Source organism: Novipirellula rosea, assembly GCF_039541335.1.
Classification (GTDB): domain Bacteria; phylum Planctomycetota; class Planctomycetia; order Pirellulales; family Pirellulaceae; genus Novipirellula; species Novipirellula rosea.
Genome location: NZ_BAABGA010000035.1, coordinates 379,869 through 403,938 on the forward strand (window position 1 = coordinate 379,869; position 24,070 = coordinate 403,938).

At 54.6% G+C, this 24,070-nt stretch carries 21 protein-coding genes; 9 read left to right on the forward strand and 12 right to left on the reverse strand.

Translation table 11 applies throughout. The annotated features are described in order from the left end of the window. Nucleotides 1-47: 47 nt before the first annotated feature. Nucleotides 48-2,147, reverse strand: coding sequence for a transglutaminase family protein (locus ABD971_RS14180; protein WP_345323047.1), 2,100 nt, complete (start codon nt 2,145-2,147; stop codon nt 48-50). Nucleotides 2,148-2,207: 60 nt separating this feature from the next. Here ABD971_RS14180 and ABD971_RS14185 point away from each other — a divergent pair, with 60 nt between their 5' ends. The 4 genes from ABD971_RS14185 (at nt 2,208) to ABD971_RS14200 (ending at nt 5,453) form a co-directional block, all read left to right on the forward strand. Beyond that, nucleotides 2,208-3,065, forward strand: coding sequence for a transglutaminase family protein (locus ABD971_RS14185; protein WP_345323049.1), 858 nt, complete (start codon nt 2,208-2,210; stop codon nt 3,063-3,065). A 119-nt stretch (nt 3,066-3,184) separates the two neighbouring features. After that, the gene (locus ABD971_RS14190) at nt 3,185-4,195 is read left to right on the forward strand and encodes a class I SAM-dependent methyltransferase (RefSeq protein ID WP_345323051.1); all 1,011 of its coding nucleotides are present in this window, start codon (nt 3,185-3,187) and stop codon (nt 4,193-4,195) included. Nucleotides 4,196-4,290: 95 nt separating this feature from the next. After that, nucleotides 4,291-5,076, forward strand: coding sequence for an SGNH/GDSL hydrolase family protein (locus ABD971_RS14195; protein WP_345323053.1), 786 nt, complete (start codon nt 4,291-4,293; stop codon nt 5,074-5,076). Between the two features lie 200 nt (nt 5,077-5,276). Beyond that, nucleotides 5,277-5,453 (forward strand): hypothetical protein, encoded by a 177-nt coding sequence (locus tag ABD971_RS14200; RefSeq protein ID WP_339941871.1) that lies wholly within the window; start codon nt 5,277-5,279, stop codon nt 5,451-5,453. A 124-nt stretch (nt 5,454-5,577) separates the two neighbouring features. On the opposite strand, the gene ABD971_RS14205 is transcribed toward ABD971_RS14200, so the two are convergent. From ABD971_RS14205 to ABD971_RS14215, 3 genes are all read right to left on the reverse strand, one after another. Beyond that, the gene (locus ABD971_RS14205; protein ID WP_339941870.1) at nt 5,578-6,846 is read right to left on the reverse strand and encodes a DUF1559 family PulG-like putative transporter; all 1,269 of its coding nucleotides are present in this window, start codon (nt 6,844-6,846) and stop codon (nt 5,578-5,580) included. A 640-nt stretch (nt 6,847-7,486) separates the two neighbouring features. Next, complete coding sequence (locus tag ABD971_RS14210; RefSeq protein ID WP_345323056.1) at nt 7,487-8,278, reverse strand: endonuclease/exonuclease/phosphatase family protein; 792 nt, start codon at nt 8,276-8,278, stop codon at nt 7,487-7,489. A 223-nt stretch (nt 8,279-8,501) separates the two neighbouring features. Next, nucleotides 8,502-9,128 carry a 3-keto-disaccharide hydrolase gene (locus tag ABD971_RS14215; protein WP_345323058.1) on the reverse strand — a complete coding sequence of 209 codons (627 nt, stop codon included), beginning with the start codon at nt 9,126-9,128 and terminating at the stop codon, nt 8,502-8,504. A gap of 528 nt (nt 9,129-9,656) precedes the next feature. Between ABD971_RS14215 and nhaD the strand changes: the two genes are divergently transcribed. Further along, entirely contained in the window at nt 9,657-10,988 is a 1,332-nt protein-coding gene (nhaD, locus tag ABD971_RS14220; protein WP_345323060.1) for a sodium:proton antiporter NhaD, read from the forward strand. Between the two features lie 455 nt (nt 10,989-11,443). Further along, the gene (locus ABD971_RS14225; protein WP_345323062.1) at nt 11,444-12,145 is read left to right on the forward strand and encodes a hypothetical protein; all 702 of its coding nucleotides are present in this window, start codon (nt 11,444-11,446) and stop codon (nt 12,143-12,145) included. A 136-nt stretch (nt 12,146-12,281) separates the two neighbouring features. On the opposite strand, the gene ABD971_RS14230 is transcribed toward ABD971_RS14225, so the two are convergent. Next, on the reverse strand, nt 12,282-12,875 hold the full coding sequence (locus tag ABD971_RS14230; protein ID WP_345323064.1) for a nitroreductase family protein: 594 nt from the start codon (nt 12,873-12,875) through the stop codon (nt 12,282-12,284). A 336-nt stretch (nt 12,876-13,211) separates the two neighbouring features. Between ABD971_RS14230 and ABD971_RS14235 the strand changes: the two genes are divergently transcribed. After that, nucleotides 13,212-13,994 (forward strand): GAF domain-containing protein, encoded by a 783-nt coding sequence (locus tag ABD971_RS14235; RefSeq protein WP_345323066.1) that lies wholly within the window; start codon nt 13,212-13,214, stop codon nt 13,992-13,994. 56 nt (nt 13,995-14,050) lie between these two features. Here ABD971_RS14235 and ABD971_RS14240 read toward each other — a convergent pair whose 3' ends face one another. Then, nucleotides 14,051-14,938, reverse strand: coding sequence for a metallophosphoesterase family protein (locus ABD971_RS14240; RefSeq protein WP_345323068.1), 888 nt, complete (start codon nt 14,936-14,938; stop codon nt 14,051-14,053). A 159-nt stretch (nt 14,939-15,097) separates the two neighbouring features. After that, nucleotides 15,098-15,811 (reverse strand): peroxiredoxin-like family protein, encoded by a 714-nt coding sequence (locus ABD971_RS14245; protein WP_339941862.1) that lies wholly within the window; start codon nt 15,809-15,811, stop codon nt 15,098-15,100. A 302-nt stretch (nt 15,812-16,113) separates the two neighbouring features. Between ABD971_RS14245 and ABD971_RS14250 the strand changes: the two genes are divergently transcribed. Next, entirely contained in the window at nt 16,114-17,277 is a 1,164-nt protein-coding gene (locus ABD971_RS14250; protein WP_345323071.1) for a DinB family protein, read from the forward strand. A gap of 18 nt (nt 17,278-17,295) precedes the next feature. On the opposite strand, the gene ABD971_RS14255 is transcribed toward ABD971_RS14250, so the two are convergent. Both ABD971_RS14255 and ABD971_RS14260 read right to left on the reverse strand, forming a co-directional pair. Further along, nucleotides 17,296-18,438, reverse strand: a complete 1,143-nt coding sequence (locus ABD971_RS14255; RefSeq protein WP_345323073.1) for a glycosyltransferase family 2 protein — start codon at nt 18,436-18,438, stop codon at nt 17,296-17,298. Between the two features lie 272 nt (nt 18,439-18,710). Next, nucleotides 18,711-18,932 (reverse strand): hypothetical protein, encoded by a 222-nt coding sequence (locus tag ABD971_RS14260; protein ID WP_345323075.1) that lies wholly within the window; start codon nt 18,930-18,932, stop codon nt 18,711-18,713. Between the two features lie 104 nt (nt 18,933-19,036). Here ABD971_RS14260 and ABD971_RS14265 point away from each other — a divergent pair, with 104 nt between their 5' ends. Next, nucleotides 19,037-20,041 (forward strand): SMP-30/gluconolactonase/LRE family protein, encoded by a 1,005-nt coding sequence (locus ABD971_RS14265; RefSeq protein ID WP_339941859.1) that lies wholly within the window; start codon nt 19,037-19,039, stop codon nt 20,039-20,041. Nucleotides 20,042-20,115: 74 nt separating this feature from the next. On the opposite strand, the gene fdhA is transcribed toward ABD971_RS14265, so the two are convergent. The 3 genes from fdhA to ABD971_RS14280 form a co-directional block, all read right to left on the reverse strand. After that, nucleotides 20,116-21,324, reverse strand: a complete 1,209-nt coding sequence (gene fdhA, locus ABD971_RS14270; protein ID WP_345323077.1) for a formaldehyde dehydrogenase, glutathione-independent — start codon at nt 21,322-21,324, stop codon at nt 20,116-20,118. A gap of 497 nt (nt 21,325-21,821) precedes the next feature. Then, a complete protein-coding gene (locus tag ABD971_RS14275; RefSeq protein WP_345323079.1) occupies nt 21,822-22,721 on the reverse strand; it encodes a hypothetical protein in 900 nt (299 codons plus the stop codon). A gap of 154 nt (nt 22,722-22,875) precedes the next feature. Then, complete coding sequence (locus ABD971_RS14280; protein ID WP_345323081.1) at nt 22,876-23,988, reverse strand: prenyltransferase/squalene oxidase repeat-containing protein; 1,113 nt, start codon at nt 23,986-23,988, stop codon at nt 22,876-22,878. Nucleotides 23,989-24,070 lie beyond the last annotated feature (82 nt).

The window sequence follows — 24,070 nt, forward strand, 5'->3', positions numbered from 1 at the left end:
TTCACGACAACGCAACCTTAACCTGCTCTGCAGTGGGGATGCCGAGCTTATTGCCAGCGCAGATCGACAACGCACTGGCCCTCCGCCTCAACAGGCGGAGGTGTTAACTCGGTCGGTGGCTCGTCAAGCGGCGTGACGACACAACGATTCTCGCGCCGCTGGCGGGCCTCGGCAATTGTCGACGGCAATCCCGGATACGGTTCGCCCAGCGGATGCCACTCATGTAGAGTGATCTGCCATGTCCCGTCAGCCGGATGCGTCAGAGTCAACGTCAGCGGCGACTGAGCACCGAGCGTGGGATGAAGGCCGCCCAGCGGAACGAAGCTGCGATAACGCAGTCCCGCCAACCGCATCGATCCCTCGTCGTCGGCCTCGTCTTGAAGTGGAATGACCCAATTGCCAACCGACACGGTCCATTCGCCCAGCGACTCGGTATTGGCCGACCGCAATCGGACTTCGATTCGCGAGGTGCTTGAGTCAATCAATCGCGAACCGCCTCGTTCTTGCGTTGCAACGTCACCCACCAGCGGCCAAAACTCTAACGCCCGACGCAATTCGAGTCGAGAATCGCCTAGCACACACGATTTTAAGACGCGATGACGATCGCAAAGCACTCGCTCGATCAAGGGAGCAGCAAGTCCTAGCTCGTGATTCTCGAGATCCGCCAGCACTTCTTTGAGATCACGCTGCAAGTAGTAAGGCAGCGAGAAACGTTGGTGCAGCGATTCGCCCCAATCGATCAACGGTTCGTTTGTAGGATACTCGGCAAGCATGGCGACGATGGCGCGAAACAACGCTGCTAACGACGCCAGCGTCTCGGGGTCGGCCGCCATCCGCAACGCGCGAAACTCGACCAAGCCGAGTCGACCACGGCTGCCAAGATACGGGTTCGCCAACTTTTCGATATTGATCTCTGCTCGATGGCTGTTTCCCGATGGATCGGACAGAAATGGGGCGAGCGTCCCCCAAATCGTCTCCGGCAGCGGATTCTTAACACGCGACAGCAGCTCGAGTGCAAGCGAAAGTTCTGGCAATGCTTGCGAGAGTGTTTCATCGACTCGCGGCGCTTGACTGTCCGAGCCGACGGAATCGACAGCGTGCAGGTAAGAAAGCGACGGGTGTCGATTGAAATACCGCACTAAACTGGGTAACAAACTCGGCTCGTTCAAAAACGGGCTGGCCGAGGGCTCGACTCCGCCAAAGGTGATGTGCCCGCCGCCTCCCGAATCGCTCTCGACGCCATTGTACTGCAGCCGATACGTCGCCAATCCTTCGTCGTCCGCAGCGGCCGCCAATTCTCGCAGCCGGCCAAGCAAGTCGGTCGCCGATCCGACCGGCGCCATGTTGACTTCGATCACAGCGGGGTCGGGGGTGATCGTCGTCCACGCCACCGCCGCGTCGACTGGCGGCGGAAATCCGGACAGTAGGATCGCACGAACTCCGACTTGTCGCGACGCCGTCGCCACCGCGGACAACAATCGCTCAAATTCACCGACATCACGCACCCGCGGTAACTCCACTCGCAACGCATCCTGCGAATCCGAGCAAACCACCAGGTAGGTCCCATCCTCCGCCAATAAATCGGTCACTTCAGCCCCCTCGACCTGCTCGCCGTGTAGCGATGGCCGATTCAGTAGTGGCTGTGCTGCGACGTCGGTAACGGGCGTCTGTCCGTCGGTGCGAAAAACGACTCGGTTGGACAACGCATCGGCGAGCGTCGCGGCAGTCAAGCCGTTTGAGTTCAAGACCGAACTCAGTGCCGCGGCAGCCATTTCAGCCGTCGCCTCGGGCGTCTTGCCATCCGTCTTGTTGTCAAGCAGTAAGACATCGGGTGGCCCTGTCCAAACAGGGTGGCCATCACGACGTGAATAGAGCCCCAGACTCCAGCGTGGGCACGGTTCGCCGCTGTATTGACGTCCCACGCAATGCAAAACGGCCGCCCCAGGATTGGCTTTGGCGATCCGCTGCAACATCCGCTGGCCCCGCTGGAGCTTGTCGTCGCCGAGTGCGTTAAACAACCATTGCGGTGTTTCGGAGCCGCGGTCGGTGTAAGTCGGTTCGGCACCAACCCAAATGGTCCGCCCATAGCGATTCACCGCTTCATCGTGTGCGGCCAGTGCCTGCATCACGTCGTCTTCTGAGTCCATCGAGTCTTCGTTTGCCGCAAGGGGTAGTTTCTAGAGCCCTGTGTCCGATAAGCTTTACACATGCGCCGACTCAAAATAATACACAAAACGCGATACCGATATCCCCAGCCTGTCAAGTTGCACGCACACAAGGTGATGTTGCGGCCTCGGGAAGGCCACGATATTCGTATTGTCTCGTCGCAATTGGCGATCCAGCCCGACCACGCGATTCATTGGCACCGCGACGCCCATGGAAACTCGGTTGCGGTCGTCACGTTCCAACAAGAGGCGGATTTTCTTGAATTCGACAGCGAAGTTGTCATCGACCACTACGAAGACACGCCCGCCGACGTTCGTTTAGATCCGCGTGTCCAGCAGTTTCCGTTTCAATATGACGTCGGCGAGCGCGAAGATTTGCTGCCCTACATGTTGCCCGTTTTCACGCGTGGTGCGGAATCGCTTAAGGATTGGATCGAGCGATTTTGGAAGCCCGGTCAAACACTGCCAACGCTGGATCTGCTGAACCAGATGAATGAGGCCATTCCGGCTCAACTTCAATACGGTCGACGCGAGGAGATCGGCGTCCAGCGACCTTCGGAGACCTTGACAAAAGGAACCGGGTCGTGCCGTGATTTTGCCACCTTGTTTATGGAGGCGTGCCGTCATCTCGGTTTGGCTGCAAGATTCGTCAGCGGGTATCGCCACGACCCGAACCTGGCTCCCGGCGACGGAGCGACGCATGCGTGGTGCGAAGTCTATTTGACCGGCACCGGTTGGCGAGGTTTCGACTCGACCGCGGGCCTGCGTGTCGCAGGCGATCACATTGCTGTCGCCGTCGCACGCCACCCCGAATGGATTCCCCCCGTTTCCGGCTCCTATCACGGGCAAGGAAAATCGGTGATGGAAGTCGAGGTCGAAGTCAGCCAACTGGATGGCTGATCACTTCGCATCGTTCATTTCATAAAATCAAACCGAGCACGGAAACGCGACACGTTGTCGTGCTTCACCACAATAGGTGACCTCGGTGACACGTTGATCACGGCAAGCGAGACGTCCTTATGAACGAACCTAATCCCGTTATTATTTTCGAGACCTTGAATGCATTTCAGCGAACCGGTGCGTTAAAGGCGGCGATTGAATTAAAGGTGTTTACGGTGCTTGGTGCTGGGCCGCTGCCTGCGACAGCGATCGCGACCGCCACTGGCACTAGCGAACGAGGGATGCGGATTCTGTGTGACTACTTGGCCGTGATCGGTTTTCTCGAGAAATCGGTCGACGGGTACTCGTTGACTCCCACCGCAGCCGTGTTTTTGGATCAGAAGTCAGCGAGTTACATGGGAAGCGTCGCTGGTTTTGTGGCGGCTGACGCGATCATGGATACCTACCGCGATGTGGCGGGCGCCGTTCGCAAGGGGGGCACATTACTGGCGAATGGTGGCAGCACCAATGTCGGCTTCGAGCTCTGGGTCGAGTTCGCGAAGTCGATGGCTCCGATGATGAAACCCGCAGCTCACTTTATCGCGGATCTCGTGGCCGAAAAACATGACGCCGGTCCCCTGCGAGTCCTCGATATCGCAGCGGGGCACGGGCTGTTTGGAATCACGATTGCCGAACGGATGCCAGACGCCGAAATCGTTGCTCAAGACTTTGAACGAGTTCTGGAAGTCGCCAACGAAAATGCAAAGCTTGCTGGCGTCCACGATCGATACACATTGTTGCCAGGTGACGCGATGGCGGTCGAGTTTGGCGAGAATTACGATTTCATCTTGCTGACCAACTTTTTGCATCACTTTGGGACGGACACCTGTATCACGCTGTTGAAGAAGGTACGTGCGGCATTGAAACCCGGTGGATTCGCCGTCACCCTCGATTTTATTCCGAACGAGGACCGCGTTACTCCGGCGGTCTCAGCGACCTTTGCCCTGACGATGCTAATGAGTACCGACCAAGGCGACGCTTACACATTTGCCGAATATGAGCAAATGTTTGCAGCGGCAGGTTTTGGCAACAACCGCCTGATCGATGTTCCCAATTCGCCTTCGCGATTGGTGCTCAGTTGCAATGCGTGATCAAAACCATCGATCGAAACGCCCTCGGCTGCGAACAAGGGGGGCCTTCGGAGCCTCACGAAAATTCTGACATTCCCGACTCGGAGAAAGAACGCATGTTAACCCGCCGAACGTTGATCACCGCGGCCGCCCTTGGTGCCGGTGCAATGTCAAACCTTGTAGCGGCTTGCGCCGAGGAATCCTCCGAAAACCAGTCGTCCGCCATTGATCCACATTCCTTGCCAATGTTGAAAAAGGGCAGTCGCTTGTTGTTTCAGGGCGATTCGATCACCGACATGAAATGGGGGCGTAACCAGCAGGACCGCAATCACTATTTGGGGCACAGTTATGTCTTCCTGATCGCAGCGAGATTGGGCGTCGATTTGCCGGAGGCAGAGCTGGAATTTTTTAACCGCGGACATAGTGGGAATACGGTGGCCGATTTGCGAGCGCGGTGGCAGCAAGATGCCATTGAGATCCAGCCCGACATATTGAGCATTTTGATCGGAGTCAATGATGTGGGGCGAACGATTCGAGCAAAACAGGAGCACGTTCCGGTGGAGAAATGGGAACGTGATTATCGTTCGATCCTGGACGCTAGCCGCACCGCCAATCCAAAATTGAAAATCGTGCTCCTTGATCCCTTCGTGCTTCCGTCCAGTCGATTCAGTGATGGTGAGTATGCGAAGTGGCGATCCGAGATCGATAAACTCTGTAACATCGTCAACGTGTTAGCAGATGATTATGACGCAATCCATCTACGCACACAGCAGATCTTTGATGATGCGGCGAAGGTTGCCAAACCCGAACACTGGATTTGGGACGGAGTCCATCCGCTACCGCAGGGGCATGAGTTAATCGCCAGGAATTGGTTGCAACAATTGGCTGCCTCGGGCGAATGACGTTGTGACTGAATCTTTGCCAATCATGCGGTGACAATGAATTATCGATCGTTTGAAGTTTACGTTGCATATTGAAAAAGGGGGCAGTGCACCAAAAACAACGCGACCTCAGCTCGTCAAAAGAATGATCGTTGATTAAAATCAGAGCAAAGCCATTGCGTATGGCTCCTCTCCATTTTAACCCCGCCTACAGGTGAACCATGAGTCGTCTTTTTTCGCTCGCGTTTATTATTGCTGCCCTCGCTGTTCCTGGATGCTCTTCGTCCGATTCCACTAACATCTTGGAAGATGCGGATCAAGCGGCAATTGATGCTTACGACGCTCAAGCTGCTGAGAACGAAAAAGCATTGAACGGTTATGAGGGCGTTGAAAAGTAGTTGCAGGCAATTCCTAATCAACACAACAAAACAACCTCGAACCTGCAACAGGTTCGAGGTTGTTTTTTTTGAAGATTCGCACTGAGAGTGCGAATTGTGTGTAGGTTTACACGGTGGGCGGGTATTAGAATTCGCCGTCGATCACTTCCTTCGCAGCACGCGTGCCAAGCGAGCCCCACAGACCAAACGGACTCTGGGCTCCGGTCTGGTTGTTCGTCGCGGCACTACCGCCGAGATAGACAACCGGGTTCGTCGAATTTCCTGCTTCGATCGAATCGGTGATGAACTTGACCGCTCCGTCACCCATCAACACGTGCGCACCACCCTGGTGCCGGCTAGAAGCAGTAGCGACTAAGTCTCCGTGACCAGCTCCGGGACCAGCGTCGGTACAGACGGCTGAGTTCGGCGGCAGAATCGTATGCATCTGTCCATAGACCGGCATCGCGTCATACCAGTGGTATCCGCGACCCCAGTTGGAATTGACGCCAATGCTCGCGATCCAAAATTGAGGGCGTTCGGGATCAAGCGACGCCTTCATAAACGATGGATTCAAATGGCAATCTCGTCGCTCCCCCGTCACACCGACTCCGCCGCTGGTTGGCAACGAGGTACGCGCATCTTTGTCGCCCAGATCGGTTGCAATTTCGCCACACATGATCGTGTTGGCCAATCCGTCCAACGTGTCGCGAAACTTCATGTTCTTTGTGAGAACAAACATGCCGCGGTGCGCTGCATTGGAATGCTGCGCCGTACCTGAGCTAGGTGTGTAAGGTAGGGTTACACTCGCGTCTTCAGATTGCTCGTTGATATTCAAGTACGGGTCACGCGATCGATACGATGAATCGCCGGTACATGCCACATAGTTGGTACGTCCCAACGAAGGCAATCCCGATCCAGGGTCACTCGGACAGCGGAGCGTCGCCAATTCGGTCACGTAAGGAAGATAATTACGCTCATCGGGACGAGGCCCCATCGCTTGCCAAGGCGGCGATTTTGGTGTTCCGTTGGAATTGATTGCCAGCGGGTTACTAATTTGTTCCCACAAAGCTTGTTGTTCAATGAAAGGCACAATGCCGACCAACATCGACAAACGGTGGTTCGAGCAACCCGTCGCAGCGGGGGTTGTTGGGGAGGGTTGATCCCACAGGTCGCGCCCCCCCACCACATAGGTACCAGTGCCGAGGACTGGTAACTGATTATAAGCAGAGTGGTAGTTGTGAATCCCGAGGCCGATCTGCTTGAAGTTATTACTGCAGCTCATACGACGAGCTGCTTCGCGAGCCGCCTGAACGGCGGGTAGCAGTAGCCCCACCAAGACGCCGATGATGGCAATCACAACAAGCAGTTCTACCAATGTAAAAGCGGCGTTTCGCCGCTGAAGTCTAGCGTGCAACGCAGTTCTCCTAAAAAGGAAAGGGAGGAAGGATATGAAGGTGGGAAAAAGGGGACACATTAAGATTTGTGTTCGCTCCGTTAAGGAAGCTTAACGACAACGATCATACCCGTAAATGACAAATTGCGGGTTTGCCGCCGAGTTTCCGGTTTGCGAACCTCTGCAGAGCGGTTCGGCTGCATTGTCTTTAGGGGGTGCCGATATAGACTTTCGCGAAGTGCCCCTTCGTAGAGCGAGCAATGGGAGACGTGGAGCGAGCAATGGGATACGCGAGCTGAGCTGCGCCGTCGCATACGATTGTGTCTCAAGCAGTGCAGAATGCAGAAAGTAGCCACGCCCACTCCCCGTTCAAACATTGCGTCGAGGTAGTGTTTGCCCATCCCCCGACGAACGCATGAGCGAAAGGTTGCACGACACAAGCCTGAGCCGCTTAAAACATTGGTGACGGCAACGCCAAGGTTTCTGCAGTCCGGGGCTAGCGTCCAAGCAGCGAACATAGGATCGGCGACGACGTACCACTACAGTCATGGCGCCCGGTTGCAGCGGGGCAACGTTCGAATCTGATCGAGCGAGGTCCCACGTCACTCTGCTATCGCGTGCATCCGCACCGTGGTAGTGTTTGCCGGTCTGGCCGCGATGGTCATTCAGCCGGTTGTAGCTCGAGCACGGCGAAGATCGCCCGGTGATCCGACGCGACCGCTTCATCGAGTACGTTGACCTCGACGACTTTCCACCGCTGTTGGGGACGATAGAGAATAAAGTCGATCTGCCGAGCAGGCGTTGTTACCGGGATCGTTGGCATCGGAGTGTCAGAGACTGAGGTCCATACGGCGCCGAGCCGCTGCATCGTGTCGCTGCTTGGGACCGCATTCATGTCACCCGCCAACAGCGCAATCTGCTGGGATTGCTTCTTCGCCTTGGCATTGATGGCGTTGGCCGATTCGAGACGCTCGCGTTCGTCGCGGCGATGATCCAAATGCGTTGCCATCAAAACCACGGGGTCGGCAGCCCCGGGGATCTCAATCGTCGCTTCGATGTAGCCGCGTTGTTCGCCGTTGGCGATATTTGGGAGCAAGTGATTGGCATGCTTTCGGATCGGAAAGCGAGACAGCACCACGTTTCCGTAGTGGCCACCTTGTAACGGAATGTTGGCACCAAATGCGGCATGCATTTTCGTCAGCCGAGCCAGCTCGGACGGCTGGTCTACCGATTCCGAACGGAGGGCGTTCTGATCCACTTCTTGCAACGCCACCAAGTCCGGATTCACCGACAGGATGACGTTGGCAATCCGCTGTAGGTCCAACTTTCCATCGATCCCTTCGCCGTGGTGAATGTTGTAGCTGAGGATTCGCAACTGGATCGGTTCGTCACCCCCGGCGCATTGCGCTAGCGGCACCAACAAAACGAGCAACAAGAATCGCAAAGCGTACATCGGGTCTTTCAACGGTGAGGAAGTATTTCGTTTGTCAGTGTAGCGGAAGCCGTCAACGGTTTCGTTCGATTGGCGTTTGCCCGCCGAAACTCTTGGCGAGTGTTGCTACGAAATGCTGCATCGAATCGCGGCACACCCCTGAATGCTCGCTTGCTGAATTGCATCGTGACAAGCGGACGCGGCGGGTGATCCGCCGCGTGTCCATTTGCTGTCCGATTCGTGGTTATGGTAGCGGTTGCACTTCGACTTTGCGGATGCTGACTTTGCTGCCGGGGTCGTGTTGTTGAAAGGCAAAGTAGCCTTCCTTGAATGTTTTTTGGAAATCGAGGAATTCGTACAGCTCGTTGCCATCGACGGTGATTTTGATTCGCGTCATATCACGACCACGCCAAACATCGTCACGAACTTCGATTTCGTAGGTGAACCAGGTGTCTGGTTTGACATGTTGCTTGTAAACGTGGCACATTCCGTAGAGCGACCCGGTGCGGATCGGGTCGGTGTGCGTGCTATCGATTTGAGCTTCGTAGCCGTCCGAAAAACCCGGTTTCTCGGTGGTACGGAAATACAAACCCGAATTTCCGCCATCGTTAATTTTTACTTCCGCGCGGTAGCGAAAATTCTTATACGGGCCTTCGGTGGTGACCAACATCGAAGCGGGACCGGAACCTTGAATCGCGCCGTCTTTGACCTCCCATACACTTTTCTCGTTGCCCACCTTTTGCCAGCCGTCGAGCGTCTTTCCGTCGAACAACGATGTCCAAGCGGCGTCTTCGGCGACCGCGTTTGTCCCGAGCGAGAGCGTGAGTAAGGCGGCCAAGACGAGAGTCCAGCGAGACGAAGCGGCGTACATAAGCGGAATCCAATGAAATGCGAGGAATCGCGTCTCAGCCAAGAGAGACGCTTTGTGATGCATTGGCAGACTCAGACATCGGGTCTGCGGCAGGGAGTCTCACTTTAGCAACCCCGCGCGGCAACGCAATCATGCATGTGGGCAAAAAAAGCCAGCCTAATGCAGCGGCTGAATTCAACCACAGGCACGCAGGGACGATCCGGACGACGCAGTCGCTGCGAATCCAGGTTGATCGGTACAGCAAATTTTTGCAGCCAGCTGCAATTGGCTGCAGGTGCTGCGCCGCAGTCGCAGCGCTGCATTTTCGCCCTATGAGAGTCTCGTTTTCCTATGAGAGTCCAGTTTTACAGTAATGCATGATTGAGGGGGCTGATTTCGCGAATACAAACTCGCGTCGGAAATTGGCACAGCGAATGCCACGCTCGGAAATTTGCCAGGGCCGAGTCGATGGATGTCTGGCCATCGACCCTTCAGCTGCTCTGCCTCGCTGTTACCCTCATCCCTCCATCAACCCCGTCGTCCCCTTCGATGCACATCCTGATCGTATTGATCTTTGTCTTAGGTTACCTTTCGATCGCGTTTGAACACAAAATCAGAATCAACAAAGCCGCCAGTGCTTTATTGATCGGTGTGTTGTGTTGGTCGCTATATGTCACCAATCTCAGTTCATTGATCCGCCCCGAGGTGATCCCGACTTGGTTTACGATGGAAGCGGAATCCGAAGGAATAACGAACATCCCGTTGCACTTTGCAATCGATGCACAACACCTGCATCAAACCGGGGAAATCGCCAGTATTTTATTCTTTTTGATGGGTGCGATGACGATCGTCGAACTGGTCGATTCGCATGAGGCATTTGCGATCATTACCGATCGTATACGCACGACGGACAAACGCACGTTGTTGTGGACCGTCGGGGTGTTGACGTTCTTTTTGTCCGCTGCGCTCGACAACTTGACGACCACGATTGTGATGGTTTCATTGCTGCGAAAATTGATCAACGATCGTAAAGACCGTTGGCGATTTGTGGGGATGGTCGTGACCGCTGCCAACGCGGGCGGTGCCTGGACGGTGATTGGTGATGTGACGACTACGATGTTATGGATCCAGCACAAAGTGGGAACGATCGAGGTGATGAAAGAATTGTTCGTGGGGAGTCTGGTCTGCTTGATTGTGCCGCTGATCGGTTTCTCATATTCGATGCCAGGAAAAATTGCGGTGGTTGAACGTCACTCGCATCGTCAAAGCGACATCCAACCGTGGCATCAATGGCTGTTTTTGGTCTTAGGTTTGACCGCACTGTTGGGAGTGCCGATGTTCAAAACCTTGACCCATCTACCTCCTTACATGGGGATGATGTTGAGCTTGTCGGTGCTGTGGGTTGTCTCGGAGTTGGTAGGGCACACGCTCAGTGAAGAGACCCGTTCAACCACCGGAGTGCTGGCGGCTTTGAAGCGAGTGGACATGTCAAGCATTTTGTTTTTCCTTGGCATTTTGCTAGCCGTGGGGTCGCTCGGCGCGACCGGCATTCTGCAGTCCACTGCGAATTGGCTTGATCACGTGCTACCAAACCGCGATGTCGTTGCGATTGTGATCGGGTTGGTGTCGTCGATTTTTGACAACGTGCCGCTCGTCGCGGCCGGAATTGAAATGTACGATCTGCCGATGAACGATCCCTTTTGGATGTTGTTGGCCTATTGTGCCGGCACCGGCGGCAGTTGTTTGATCATCGGATCGGCTGCGGGGGTTGCTGCGATGGGAATCGAAGAGATCGATTTCATGTGGTATCTGAAACACGTCTCTTTATGGGCGGTCGTCGGGTATCTGGCGGGAGCCGCTGTTGTCGTGGCGATGTTGTAGCTATCGCTTCGAAGTGGATTCGGTGATTCGTTTGTGCTTCGCCAAGCCAGGGAAAAAAGTGGACAAATGATGAGTGACCCAAGTGTTCCACCGGAGTTGCGCATTTAATGCGCATCGCCGTCTTCGATTTCGTGAACGAAACGCTCAGATGCGGAACGGTTGTCACAGCCGATGCGTTTTTCCCGCGATATAGACTCTGCCGCAACCGCTCGATCTTCGGTTTTCGTTAGTTCTAATTGCCATCGATAACGAATCTCGAAATCTGTGACGAGAGACTGTTGCTGTTGCACCGGAGGGGCGATAGACTTGACTAATCGGGGGGCTTCGGTTTGCTGATCGGCAATTCCGTGGTCTTCCAAATTGGGAAAAAACCAGGGAATAACGTTGGGGTTGGCAAAGTGCATAACAATCACCGCTCTCGTAACGTGTTATTGCCGGAGCGATTTCGGCCAGGTTTGGTTTCATTACTCGAAGCGGTGGAGTATGCGGAGCAGACCAGTGGCGATTACTGGGAATTCGCCGTTGAACTCGATCGTTTGACATCGTATGGACTGACTTTCAACGATTTTCGCTGGCTGGTGCGAAGCCAATACGTTGAACATCAATGTGAGGTCACGCTGGAGCGAGATGACGGTCGAGCGTTTCGCCCCACGGGTGATTTAACGTTTCCCGACCGCACCTGTTTTGTGTTGACCACATCCGGCGTCGAATTTGCGCGGAGTTACTGCGCAATCGCGAGCAACGAAAGGACTCACCCCAGCGAAACCGGACAAAACGGTGCCGAAAACGGTGCGGGGAATGCCACGCAGGATGTTTCGCCGAAGAACGAAATCGCGGCAAAAATGATTCTGCTTCCGCAGTGGGATTCGGAGCGGCGGATGTTGCGATTTAATGGAGTGGCGGTCAAGGAATTTCGATGGACGGCACATAATCAGGAAGCGGTTTTAAGTGCGTTTCAAGAAGAAGATTGGCCCGCACGGATCGATGACCCGCTGCCACCTCATGCGGAACAGGATTCCAAACGCCGGCTGAGTGATACGATCAAGTGTTTGAACCGTAAACAAGTCAATCCAATCCTGCACTTTCGCGGGGATGGCACCGGCGAAGGAGTGGTCTGGGAACACATTGCTGATCGCTCTCGCAGTCGAACTCACTAAGCCGTCGCTTGCCCTCAATGACAAGCGAGGCTCGGTTAGCGAACGGCGTGCAATAAAACCGAAACGCTGCGATGCATTTCGCAGCGGAAATGATCAAGATTTTCGACGACCTTCGCTCAATGGGTTGCCATGCTTCTTAGTTAGCGGGGGTGCCCCACTTGCCCGAAAAAACAAACTCGGACAGCGGTTTGCGTTGGCGGGGCGCAAGATCGCGTTGTTTCAGATCGTCGGGAAGCGAATCAGGATCGGCGGCGTACCCGATCGCCATGGCAGTCAACGGTTGGACATCCGTGGGAATTTCGAAAACCTCTCGTGCTTTGTCGGGATGGATTCCAATCATCTGGTGAACTGACAATCCGCGGGCGGTTGCTTCTAAACAAATGTTGCCTGCAGCGAGTCCCAAGTCGTGGGTTGCCGCCGCGTTGGGTTTATCATTCCGCGAGAATTTCAAACGGGTGCAGCACAATATCAACACGGGTGCCGTCTTCGCCCAAGCCTGGTTGGCGTCGACCAAACATGACAGAACTCGATCGAACTGCTCGCCATCGTCACGCGTTGCCACGATATAGCTCCACGGTTGTTCGTTGTACGACGAGGCAGCCCAACGTGCCGCCTCCATCAAACACTCGATGTCCTGCTTGGAAACCGAACGCTCGTCAAACCCGTACGGGCTCCATCGTTGGCGAATCAATGCGTGGATGGGATGGTCACTGGACGCTTCTTTGTTCATCTCAAGTTTCCTTTGGGTAAGCGTAAAACTGCTTCGGCATAAATTCAAAGCCAGGTTGGCTCCAGCTCTTTCTTTTTAGAACGTCATCCGTCGTTGTCGACGCGTGATGCGTGGCGTTGGATGCCATCGTACCCGATCCATCGCTCCGACGTGAACGGCGTGGCACGGGGACTGACACAAAACCGGCCGTGATGTCGAGGTAGCGGAACCGCTGACAGAAATATTAACGATTCCCTCGGGGGGGGCTTAATTGCGACGTAACTTTTAAGGGCACCATGTCATGCGGAATATGCTGCGGCTTACTCCCGAGCTGCTAACAAAACGAGGATGCTACAAATGGGAATTGGCGTTGTCGAAACATCGACACTTGATTGTGTATTCGGACTTTCCAGCAGAATCGTTAACGGTGCGACGCTGGATGAATCGCTCAATTTCGTCTTTGAATCCTTTCAGGGACTGATCCCGTACGATCGGATTGGATATGCCGAGATCGACGAGTTGGCGGAATATGCCACGTCGCGATGGCTCCGCTCGAACGACCCCACTCATCTGCGACTTGGTTATTCTGCTGCGATTGCCGATTCATCATTGTCAGTGGTGCTGAAAATGCAGCAACCTCGAATTTTGAACAATTTGAATGACTATTTAGAACGACGCCCTAATTCTCGATCAACGCGGTTGATGATTCGAGAAGGCATGCAGGCGTCGCTGACATGCCCTGTGATCGCAAAAAACAAGCCTCTCGGGTTTCTATTTTTTAGCAGCAAGACGATCGAATCGTACACGAAGACGCACATCAAACTGTCAAAAGTAGTTTCGATGCAGTTGGCGATGCAACAAACGGCATTGCAAGTGGCAGTGGCGAGCAAGAAAACTCCGCCGACAACACCGCTGGAAGACGAGTCTGCGGGACCTTCATTGCCGGAACCGCCGAAGGGCCCGAGACATCTATCGTTGTCACAATTGCAGCCCGGAATGGTACTAGCAGACCCCATTCGATTGGAAAATGGCCGATTGCTGCTCGCATCGCACGTCGTGCTTAGCGAAGTGTCCATCGAACGGTTGATTCGGCTCGCCGTCCGTGGATTCTTGCGCGTCGAATTCGTCTCCGTCTTGTAACGACAAAACGTGACAGTCAAGAGTGTGCACGATCGGCGGATTGCCGTTCGCTTTGCTCAGCTGAAATCCCGGTCCCTCTGGTTGCGGAAACCGGTTAACCGGATGGTTCCATCCGCCGCCAATCGCAGCGCCGAGTAGCCATTGTTCTCAGCACCGGAACCCTCGACCATCGCGACCAACGTGCAGTAATGGATTCCATTGATGTCGTTCAGGTCATTTTTATGGCTATGGCCTTGGAACACCGCTTTGACCTTACCGCTCGATTCGAGCACGTTGCGAACCTCGGCGTTGTTTCGCACCCCATAGTGATTGTTGACATCAACGCGTTGATGAGCGAATACCACAACATGTTTTTGAGTGGTGGCCAAGTCGTCGGCGAGCCAATCCAATTCGGCTGCAGGAATATTAGCATCGGTCCATTTAAAGTTCTTACGTTCGTATGCGACGCCATCGCTACGAAAACAAGAATCGAGGACGACAAAGTGATAGTCGCCTTGGTCGAAAGAGTAGTAGGACTTTTCTTGTCCAACGCCTCCCAAAAATTCTTCTTTCTTTAGCGTGTCAACGCAGTGATTCCCCAACACATAGTGTCGTGAATCACAAATCGCCGAGAACTTTTGATTGATCGTTCGCAGGTACTTCTGCTCCGTTTCCACGGCATCGGCGGCGTCGATAAAGTCACCAAGCTCGACCACAAACGCGGGTTGGTCACGCTCGAATTGCAACGCTGCCTCTTCGAGCTTGCCCAAGGTTTCGCGATAATGGCGACTGCCTGACGTGGGTTTGTCGGCATAATGCAGGTCCGTGACCAAGCCGACACAAAGATCCTCAGCGGCGGCCGCTGCATGAAGCGGCAATGAGGAAACGGAGGCGGCGGCCAACACCAACGTCCCGTTCTGAAGAAAAGCACGACGTGTGCGTAAAGCGTTTCCTGGATCTGTCATGGTGATTCTGCGAGCGAGTGTGCGCGAGCTAGGCTGGAACGGCAACAGCACGCTGTCTCGTCCACAGGGATTTTCTCGTCCCCAGGGATTTTGTTCTCGACGCGTGCTTTGGCTCGGCTCATTCTACAACCAAGTCGGCAGCGAATGTTTCATGGAAGACTATAGGCTTTCCACGGCAGCGATCACGTCGGCGGGTTCGGCCCGTTTTGTGTAGTCTGCGTTAAGATAGGCATAAGTAATTTTGCCATCCGTATCGATGACGTAGGTCGCCGACAATGGCAACTCGGTCGCCTTGGTACCGTTGAAACTCGAGAGTTTATCTTTGAAGATCGGAGCGATCGATTCGGGGAGCGAAAAGACGATCCCGTATTGGCGAGCAAGTTGGTTGTCTTTGTCATGGAGCGCGACCATGTTCAGATTGTTCGCCGCAGCCGTCTCTTTTGCTTTTTCAGGCAGTTCCGGTGTCAGCACGACCAAGCGGGCCCCGGCGTTTTCGATTGCGGAGAGCTGTTTTTGCATCGCACGTAGTTGGGCGTTGCAGTAGGGACACCAGCCGCCGCGATACCACATCAATACGACGGGGCCTTCGCTCCACAATTGGCTCAACTGGACCGATTTTCCGTCCCATCCGGTCAACTGGCCATCGACAGCGGCATCCCCGACCTGTTTCGCCGACTTTTCAATCCCGCTGGCCTTCACCTCGGCGACGCCATTACGGAATTTTGTGACCATTTCGGGCGGAAACCGAGTAACGGTGGTGGCTGCGATTTCGGCCAGCTCCTGATTAAGTTTCTTGTCTTGGGGGGCCTCCGCCAGCGCAGGCGTGGCCAAAAGTGCGATCGAGAGCAGAGAAAACGTTGGCAGTTTGATCATGTGTAAATCCCGGATTTTTGATCGGTCAGTGAGTACCGTCTGAGAAAAGAATGTGACATTTGGTGTCGGAGCGGGCACGAATGACAATCGCCCGTTTTGAGTTTCTGCGTCACCGTCCATGAAAGTTCAGTGAAATCGGGCGTCCCTTCGTCACGACAACTCGGGTGCTCCAACTTTATGTGGATGTTCATCCGGCCGAGTGGTCCGCCCCTTGTTGCGTGATGCTGTACTGTGGCGGATCGAGATCATGAACCGCTATGATGGATGTCTACCCCATGAAAAAACTCCACAAGAGAACCTCGATGCCACGTCACCTGATTTGTATCGCTCTACTTCTGTTGTCCTGCACTTCAGTTCAAGCAAACCAGGGGGATCCGATCGCGGTTCGCCGGTGGCCCGGCGGCGTGGTTTCGCTGGAGACACACTGGGGATTGCGGCTGGCAATTGAGACTGCGGACGATGCGGTGAATGCAGGCGAAAAGACCGTGGCCGACCAAACTGTCTCATTATCAGGGACTTATGATCACGTTTTGTTTCGTCAAGCCAACGCCGAATCGTCATCGTGGTTGCCAGTATCGGAAGCCAAAATCAATGATCCGAACCAGCTTCGCGCCGAGTCAACGGGGCAGGGCGTGATCACGATCACGGTGGACGGCGTCGTCATCAGGGTCGTGGATGGCGACGCGGCAGACGCGTCCATCGATGCGGCAGATCGCGTCGACGTCCTGATCGTAGCAACCGCTGCTGAATCATCGCTGACGCAGCAACGCGTTGCCAAATGGGTGCGTCAATGGCGTCCCCGTTTTGTGATTCCAGTGGGACAGGAAACCACGGACGAAACCGTGCGGATTCTTCAAGACGCGATTAAATCGAACACAGAAGCGAACAAAGACATTATTCGCCAGACCCACAACACCTTCGCGGTTTCACATTCGGAAAACAAAACTTCGCAGCCACAGATCGTCGTCCTCAGCGATGTGGCTTGGTCGATGCCGGACGAATTAGAAGCCGAGTTCCAGCAGATGGAGCATGCTTGCCGCGAATCGCAAAAAGTGTTTGCGTCGCTGTCGGTGGAACAGCTGAACTTTCGTCCGGAAAACGGGACGCATACTCCACGTTGGAATGCCGAGCACATGATGGGGCGTCAGCTGTTGTTCTTTTCGCAGATCTACCATGCGATCGATCCCGCAATTCCGACACTCGACTTGAATCCAAAACAAATGCCTCCCGATTATCGCTTTGCTCATCCTGATTGGGACGGAGCCGAAGAGGCTCGTCAAATGCAACGCGTCAGCGATTTTTGCCGTCGGTTTGCCTATCTACTCGATGGAGTCGAGCTCGACACAAAGGCTCCCGGCAGCCGTTGGCCGACACTGCGTGCACTGCTAAAACAAATGCAGCGTCATTACGGCGAGCACACAAGTAACACCGAAAAGAAGTTTGATCTGCCCGGTTTTCCTAAGTGATAAACCGTTCTGGATACGCTAATCGCCACTGCGACGGATCACACGGCCACGCCACACCACGCCGTCACTGATGAAATGATGATAGATCGCTCGCGCAAAACAACATCCGATAGGGATCGCAGAAAACGGAAAAGCGAGCGATTTCAGCGGATGCATTTCAGCGAGGCGGCTTGCTAACACCAGTATCGCTGCCTGCGAGACGTAAGCGCTAATCCCGCAGATGATCCACCACCCATCCTGTCGAACGATCCCGACCAGCAACACACTGATCGGCAACCAATAGACAAACAGCGGCACCACAATCGCTGGAAATGCAAATGCGATGTGTGATACCGCGCCGAGGATGTTTTTGCTGAATCCCCAGAACGCGTCTCGGTTGCTTTTGAAAAGTCGGACAGACAGAAGTTGCGGGGCTAACGCGATTTTCGTGACAAATCCATTGGCCTTGATGTTACGTGCCAACATCACGTCATCGAGTGCTTCGTTTCGTACACATGCCAATCCGCCGATTTCGTCCAGCACGTTTCGTCGGGTCAACATAAACGCTCCGGCAGCAACGGCATGTCCCGACTTGGGATCGTCTAGTGCTCGGTTCAGAAACGTCACCAGACCGAACACCATCAAGTGAGGAACGATGGCGTTTTCCCAAAACGAGACCAACTGTACCTTGGGAAACAAGCTGAGAAAGTCGCATTGTTCTTGCCGCATGTGGTCAATCGCGGTGATAAAACAGCAAGGCGAATGAACCACATCGGCATCGGCAAAAACGACGTAGGGCCGGTTGGTTGTTTGAAATGCATGCTGCATCGCGTTGGCTTTGCCGAACCAACCATCCAGCAAAGGTGGATCATGAATCACGTGGACTCGCGAATCGTTCGCGGCAATCGTATCAACAATCGATCCCGTTTGATCCGTCGAGTGATCGTTAATCACAGTGATACGGACATCAACGCGTTGCTGCGCTAAAATACTGCGGACTGCGGTTCCAACATCGGCTTGTTCATTACGAGCAGGCACAATCACATCAATGAGAGGCTTTTCCGAATCGACAGGCTCGGTCGGTGTGAGCGACTTGACGATGTGGAGCGAGCGAATGAACCCAAGACCAATCAGCACACTCAGTAGCGTGATGGCGAGCGTTAGGATGGGCAAGATCGTCAAGGTCATGGCTCGGGTGTACGGCAGCGAAACGGAATTTCATCGTAGCGAAACACGCGGATAAGTTTCATCAAGGTGTGTGACTGGTTGACTATGTTTCTAACCGAACTCGCGCGAGCACGGGAGACGAGCGGATCAGTGAGAGAACGTCCAATGCGATCTACGTTGACGTTAAACGGGTGGTTTTGTCGCGGTGCGGCCCAAGCCGCCCGGTCGAAACCGAACGTTTTTTCACGCTGTAACAACTTTTAGCAGTCAAGACTAGCGCTGTGCCGCTACCGAAGTCGACAACCGAATTGGGCTCGGACGCTTGGACGCGGAACGTCGATGTCGCGTGTCAGGCGAATCACAGCGGCAGCCTGATCGGTAAAGTCGGCATTGGCCGCGAGGTCCACGATAAACGTCGCGACACGATCGGTGTCGCCTTGGGAAAGGGAATCCTGTCTAGAAATACCGGGTTTTAGGGCATCATGGAGACTTTTTGAGTACAATTGCATCCGGTTTCCGGATCTATTCGGCAGCCCGTCACGCTTGCCGCCCTACTTCATGTAGCCGCATTCATCCCACCCGCTAGCCACCACCGCCAGATCTACGCCCCATTATGCGAAATTTCTCTTTCGTTGTTCTGACTTTCCTGTTTGCCCACCTCATTTTGTGTGCGACAACCACTCACGCTCAAACCCCCACCACGCTTGGACGAATCGAGCGTCTCGATCCCGCTTTGGATGCCCGGATTGGCGAGGATACGAAAATCGAAGTTTTGGCGAGCGGGTTCACGTGGTGTGAGGGGCCCGTTTGGGTCAGCGATGCAGCGGAAGGGTATTTGTTGTTCTCGGACATTCCTCGCAATTCCATTTTCCGCTGGACCGCATCGCGGGGTGTCGAATTGTACATGCATCCAAGCGGCTATACCGGAATCAGCTATTACGGACTCGAGCCGGGCAGCAATGGATTGGCGGTCGATTCCGAAGGCCGCTTGGTCGCTTGCGAGCACGGTGATCGCCGCGTGTCTTTATTAACACGTGGTGGTGGCAAACTGACGCTGGCGGATCGTTTCGAAGGTCGACGATTGAACAGCCCGAATGATTTGGTTTTTGGGGAGGGCGGTGTTTTGTATTTCACTGACCCACCCTATGGACTTCCCGAGCGAGCATCGGATCCGCGTCGCGAACTCGATTTTTGTGGCATCTATCGTCTTGATGCTGATGGCAAGTTAAATCTGTTGACGAAACAGCTTGCTCGTCCCAATGGTATTGGACTGTCCCCCGACGAAAAAACGCTTTATGTGGCCCAAAGTGATCCTGCGGCACCAGTGTGGATGGCATTCCCAATCAACGAGGACAAAAGTCTGGGGGAAGGCAAACTGTTGTTAGACGCGAAGAGTTTTATGGCAGAATTCCCCGGACTTCCCGATGGATTAGACGTTGCCAAAGACGGTACGATTTACGGCAGCGGTCCCGGCGCGATCTACGTGATCCAGCCCGATGGAAAATTGATTGGCCGGATCATTACCGAGGGCCGCGTCAGCAACTGCACGCTCAGCGACGATGAGAAGACGCTTTACATCACCGCCGACGACAAGGTTTGCCGAGTGCGATTGAAGTAAGACGCTTGACGCCCAAGTCGGGCGTCAACAGCTTAAGTTTCGCGACCTATCGCATGACGAATGTTGCATCCTCGTTAGGATGCGGCCTGCAACACGCCGTGAGGATCGAGAATGAATTTCTTCGCCGCCCCCTTATCGAAATCGTCGTAGCCTTGCGCGGCCTCCTCAAGCGGGATCACGGTTGCGTTGACCGCTTTGGCAATCTGGCAACGTTCGTGCAAGATCGCCATCATCAGCCCACGATTGTACTTCATCACGGGGCATTGGCCGGTGGTAAAGTGCAACGACTTGGCCCAGCCCAATCCGATCCGCAGCGACAGGTTGCCGGTTTTTGCCGCTTCGTCGACTCCACCAGGATCTTCGGTCACGTACAGGCCGGGGATGCCGACGCCGCCAGCAACGCGTGTCACCTGCATCACTTGGTTCAGGACCGTGGCTGGTTTTTCGACACCCGAGTCACCTCCGTGACCGCGTGCTTCGAAGCCCACGCAATCGACGGCACAGTCAACCTCGGGAACGCCTAGTTTTTGCTCGATCATGTCAGGAAGTGACGCATCGTTTTTTAAGTCGACGGTTTCACAGCCAAAGGATCGTGCTTGGGCGAGTCGTTCTTCGATCATATCGCCAACAATCACGACTGCGGCTCCTAACAATTGCGCCGCATGCGCACACGCCAGCCCAACGGGCCCCGCTCCAGCGACATAGACAGTACTTCCCGTGGTGACGCCTGCGGTATAGGCACCGTGATATCCGGTCGGAAAGATATCCGATAACATTGTCAGATCGCGGATCTTGGCCAACGCTTGGTCGCGATCGGGAAACGCCAACAAATTCCAATCGGCGTAGGGGACCATGACGTAGCGGGCTTGCCCGCCGATCCATCCGCCCATGTCGACGTAACCGTAGGCAGCGCCGGGACGATCGGGGTTGACGTTTTCACACACGCCTGTGTCGCCCTCTTTGCAGCAACGACAACGCCCGCAAGCGATGTTGAATGGGACGCTACAGATGTCGCCTTTTTTGATGAACTCGACATCACGACCGACTTCTACGACTTCACCGGTGATTTCGTGGCCGAGCACCATGCCCGCCGGAGCGGTCGTGCGTCCGCGAACCATGTGTTGATCGGAACCGCAAATATTGGTGGAGATCACTTTCAGGATCACACCGTGATGGCACTGCCGAGATTTGCCTCGATAATTCAATTCGAGTTTCGGGTCATCGATCGATTGAACGTCGACTTTGCCTGAACCCATATAAACGACACCCTTGTTATCTGACATACGATCACGCCTTGAAAGAATGGGGGAGAAGGGAGCGTGGAGAACCGCTACTGCGGAAATCCATGCCACTGGTCTTGCGTTTAGTTTAGCAGACCCGCCACAAGGATTGGGCTAGCGTCCAGGCGTAACGCTGTGAAGCACTTCGTCGCAAAACACGCCAAGAGCCTTGGCGGGGAGTGGGGCGATCGAACGAAAGTCTTGACGACTTCCGCTACGCTCAATCGACGTTCGATGGACCAATGCTGTGTAGAATTCAGAGGCGACGAACGACGTCATTGGCGTGTTGTAGCTACGCTCGCCAGAGCGTGGATGACTGCCTTGCAATCCCAGAAACGCCACCTTCTGTTGAAGGTAGCTACAAGAAAATGCTTCACGGCGTCGGTCAAAACGGCTAACAACCTGCAGCAAACTCGGTTCTGCTGCAGCGGTGGCTGGCACCCATTGAGAAGAAAGGTGCCAGCAGAGATCGTGCCTGTGTGCCGCGTTTTTAGTCGAGACTACGGTTTTTGAGCGGTTCGCTCGACGCCATCGACCAGTTTCTCGGTCATCCTCGAGCGGTATTCCATCAAACTGTTTGCCCCTTGGAAACCGACCACCGTCTCGTCCCAATCAAGCTGCTTGCTGAGCATGCGACCATTGTCGATATCAAAGCGAATCGTCCCATTACTGAGCTGCTGGACGACCTGTGCTCGCACCGATTCTTCGTTGATCGGAGTCAATGGCTCGCTGCGTAGCGAAAGGGTCGCAACGCCGGTTTGGACTTTATCAAGTGTGTATCGCTCGCGAATCTTGATGACCTTGACCTCGCCGTTGTCCAGTCTCGCTTTGACTTCGTGGGGAACCGACCACGAATCGCCGATCGCCAGTGCTTCCTCCGGCAATTGCAGGGTCAATGTGCCCATCCCCAACGATGCATTGGTGCCACCGTGATTTTCGCGTTTGATTTCGACACCGCGAGAATCGAAGGTCAGCGTCGACAATTTCTTGCCGATTTGTTCAGCCACTCGTCCGAAGATCGCTGGTGATTCCTCGTCCGAGATGCTGTCCCAGCGAACCTCTTCTTGATCGCCTTGCTGCTGTGTCATTTCCACCGAGTCGACGACGTGATCAATGGTCGTCTCGCCGTCCGCATTGGCTTCCAACACGTCCCAATGCCGTTGGCTGACGGTGTGAACGGTCGAAATTTCTTCGGCGCCACGAATCCGTGTTTTGGTTTTGGCCGCGTGAGTGACTTCGTAATGAAGTTTTTCGCCTGCTTTTAACGAATAACGCAGCGTATATCGCTGTAACACACTCTTTCCGTCCTGGGTGGGATCGTCGGCATGCAACACCGTGGCATTGATACCAGAAGCAACGGCCAAAAATGTCACAGCAGCCAAGAAAACGTTTCGATACACAGTCAGAGTCTCCATCCTCTAGAAAGTCGGGCTAGTCGGACGCTGCGTTGCACGCCCGGGGGACAGGTTCTCAAAACGCGGCTTTGAATGCAATACAGATTTCTGCGGCGTGGAGGGCTTGGCGGTGAGGATACGAACGCAGCCAGCCAGAACGTTACCGCTGGTAAATCGGCAAATAGTGATACCGCACACTCAGGCTGAGCACCGCCAGCGAGGTGGCGTAGACGCTGCCGTAATTGTGTTCCTCGCGTTGCGGCTGCCAGGCTCCGGTTTGATGCTGAGCCCCCAACAGCAAATCGGACACCAATTTGGTAGCGGTTTCTGCATGTTTGCCACCAAATTGGTGCATGCCTTGCGAGTAATAGTAGATGCCGTAATAGAAGTAGCGTTCGTGAATCTGAGGGGGATCTTCGAGCAACCAATCGGCCGCCCCGGCGACCATCGGTGAATCGTACAATCCGCAAACCTGCATCGCCAGCAATCCGGCAGCCGTCATCGTAAAGGTGGCCTGATGCGTTCCCGGTGTGTAGCTGAATCCGCTGACCTCAACGTTGCTGCCCCGCGGTTTTCGCGGCGACGTGTACGATGCTTTCAAGTACTTGACCGCTTGATCGATCGCCTCGCCGGGCACATCCATACCATCATTTTTTGCCGAGCGAAGTGCCATCAATTGCCACACCGACGCGCTCAAGTCGGAGTCGGTGCTCCGTGGTTCGTATCGCCATCCGCCTTGATGCAATTCTGGCTTACGTACTTTCTGTGCGGCCAAAATCAACTGGATCGCAGGCACCAACGCTTTGTGAATTCGCTCGTTTTGTTCGACCGTGGCTCCCATTCCAAGCACTTCGGTCAACATCAATGTGATGATGCCGTGACCATACATCCGGGACCCGTCACTTTTGCCAAAGTAGCCATTGTCATCTTGGTGCCTAGGATCTAGCACAAAGTCGATCGCTCGCTTCATGACTCGTCCCAATTCGCTCTGATCCCCCGGTTGAGTCCCGATCGATGCCATCGCCATGATTGCAAGCGATGTCATCGTGACATGGTGATTGCGATCCGCTAATGCACCACTGTCTCGCTGAGTCCCGGCCAGATACTCGACAGCTTTCCGGACGGCCCGATCCACTTCATCAGGGATATACAGTGTCTGTAACGAATCGTCAGCGGTCGCTGCGGTTACAAAAGCCCCGCTTCCGATCGGCAAACAGGCAGCGGCAACCATCTTCTTTAAAACGCTTCGGCGATGGAGTTTGATTGAATTCATCAGATCGGTTCGATGTAAACGTGAACGGTTGGTTCCGAAGCAACAGGGCGCACCACGCGATTCATGCAACGAGTAAATTGCA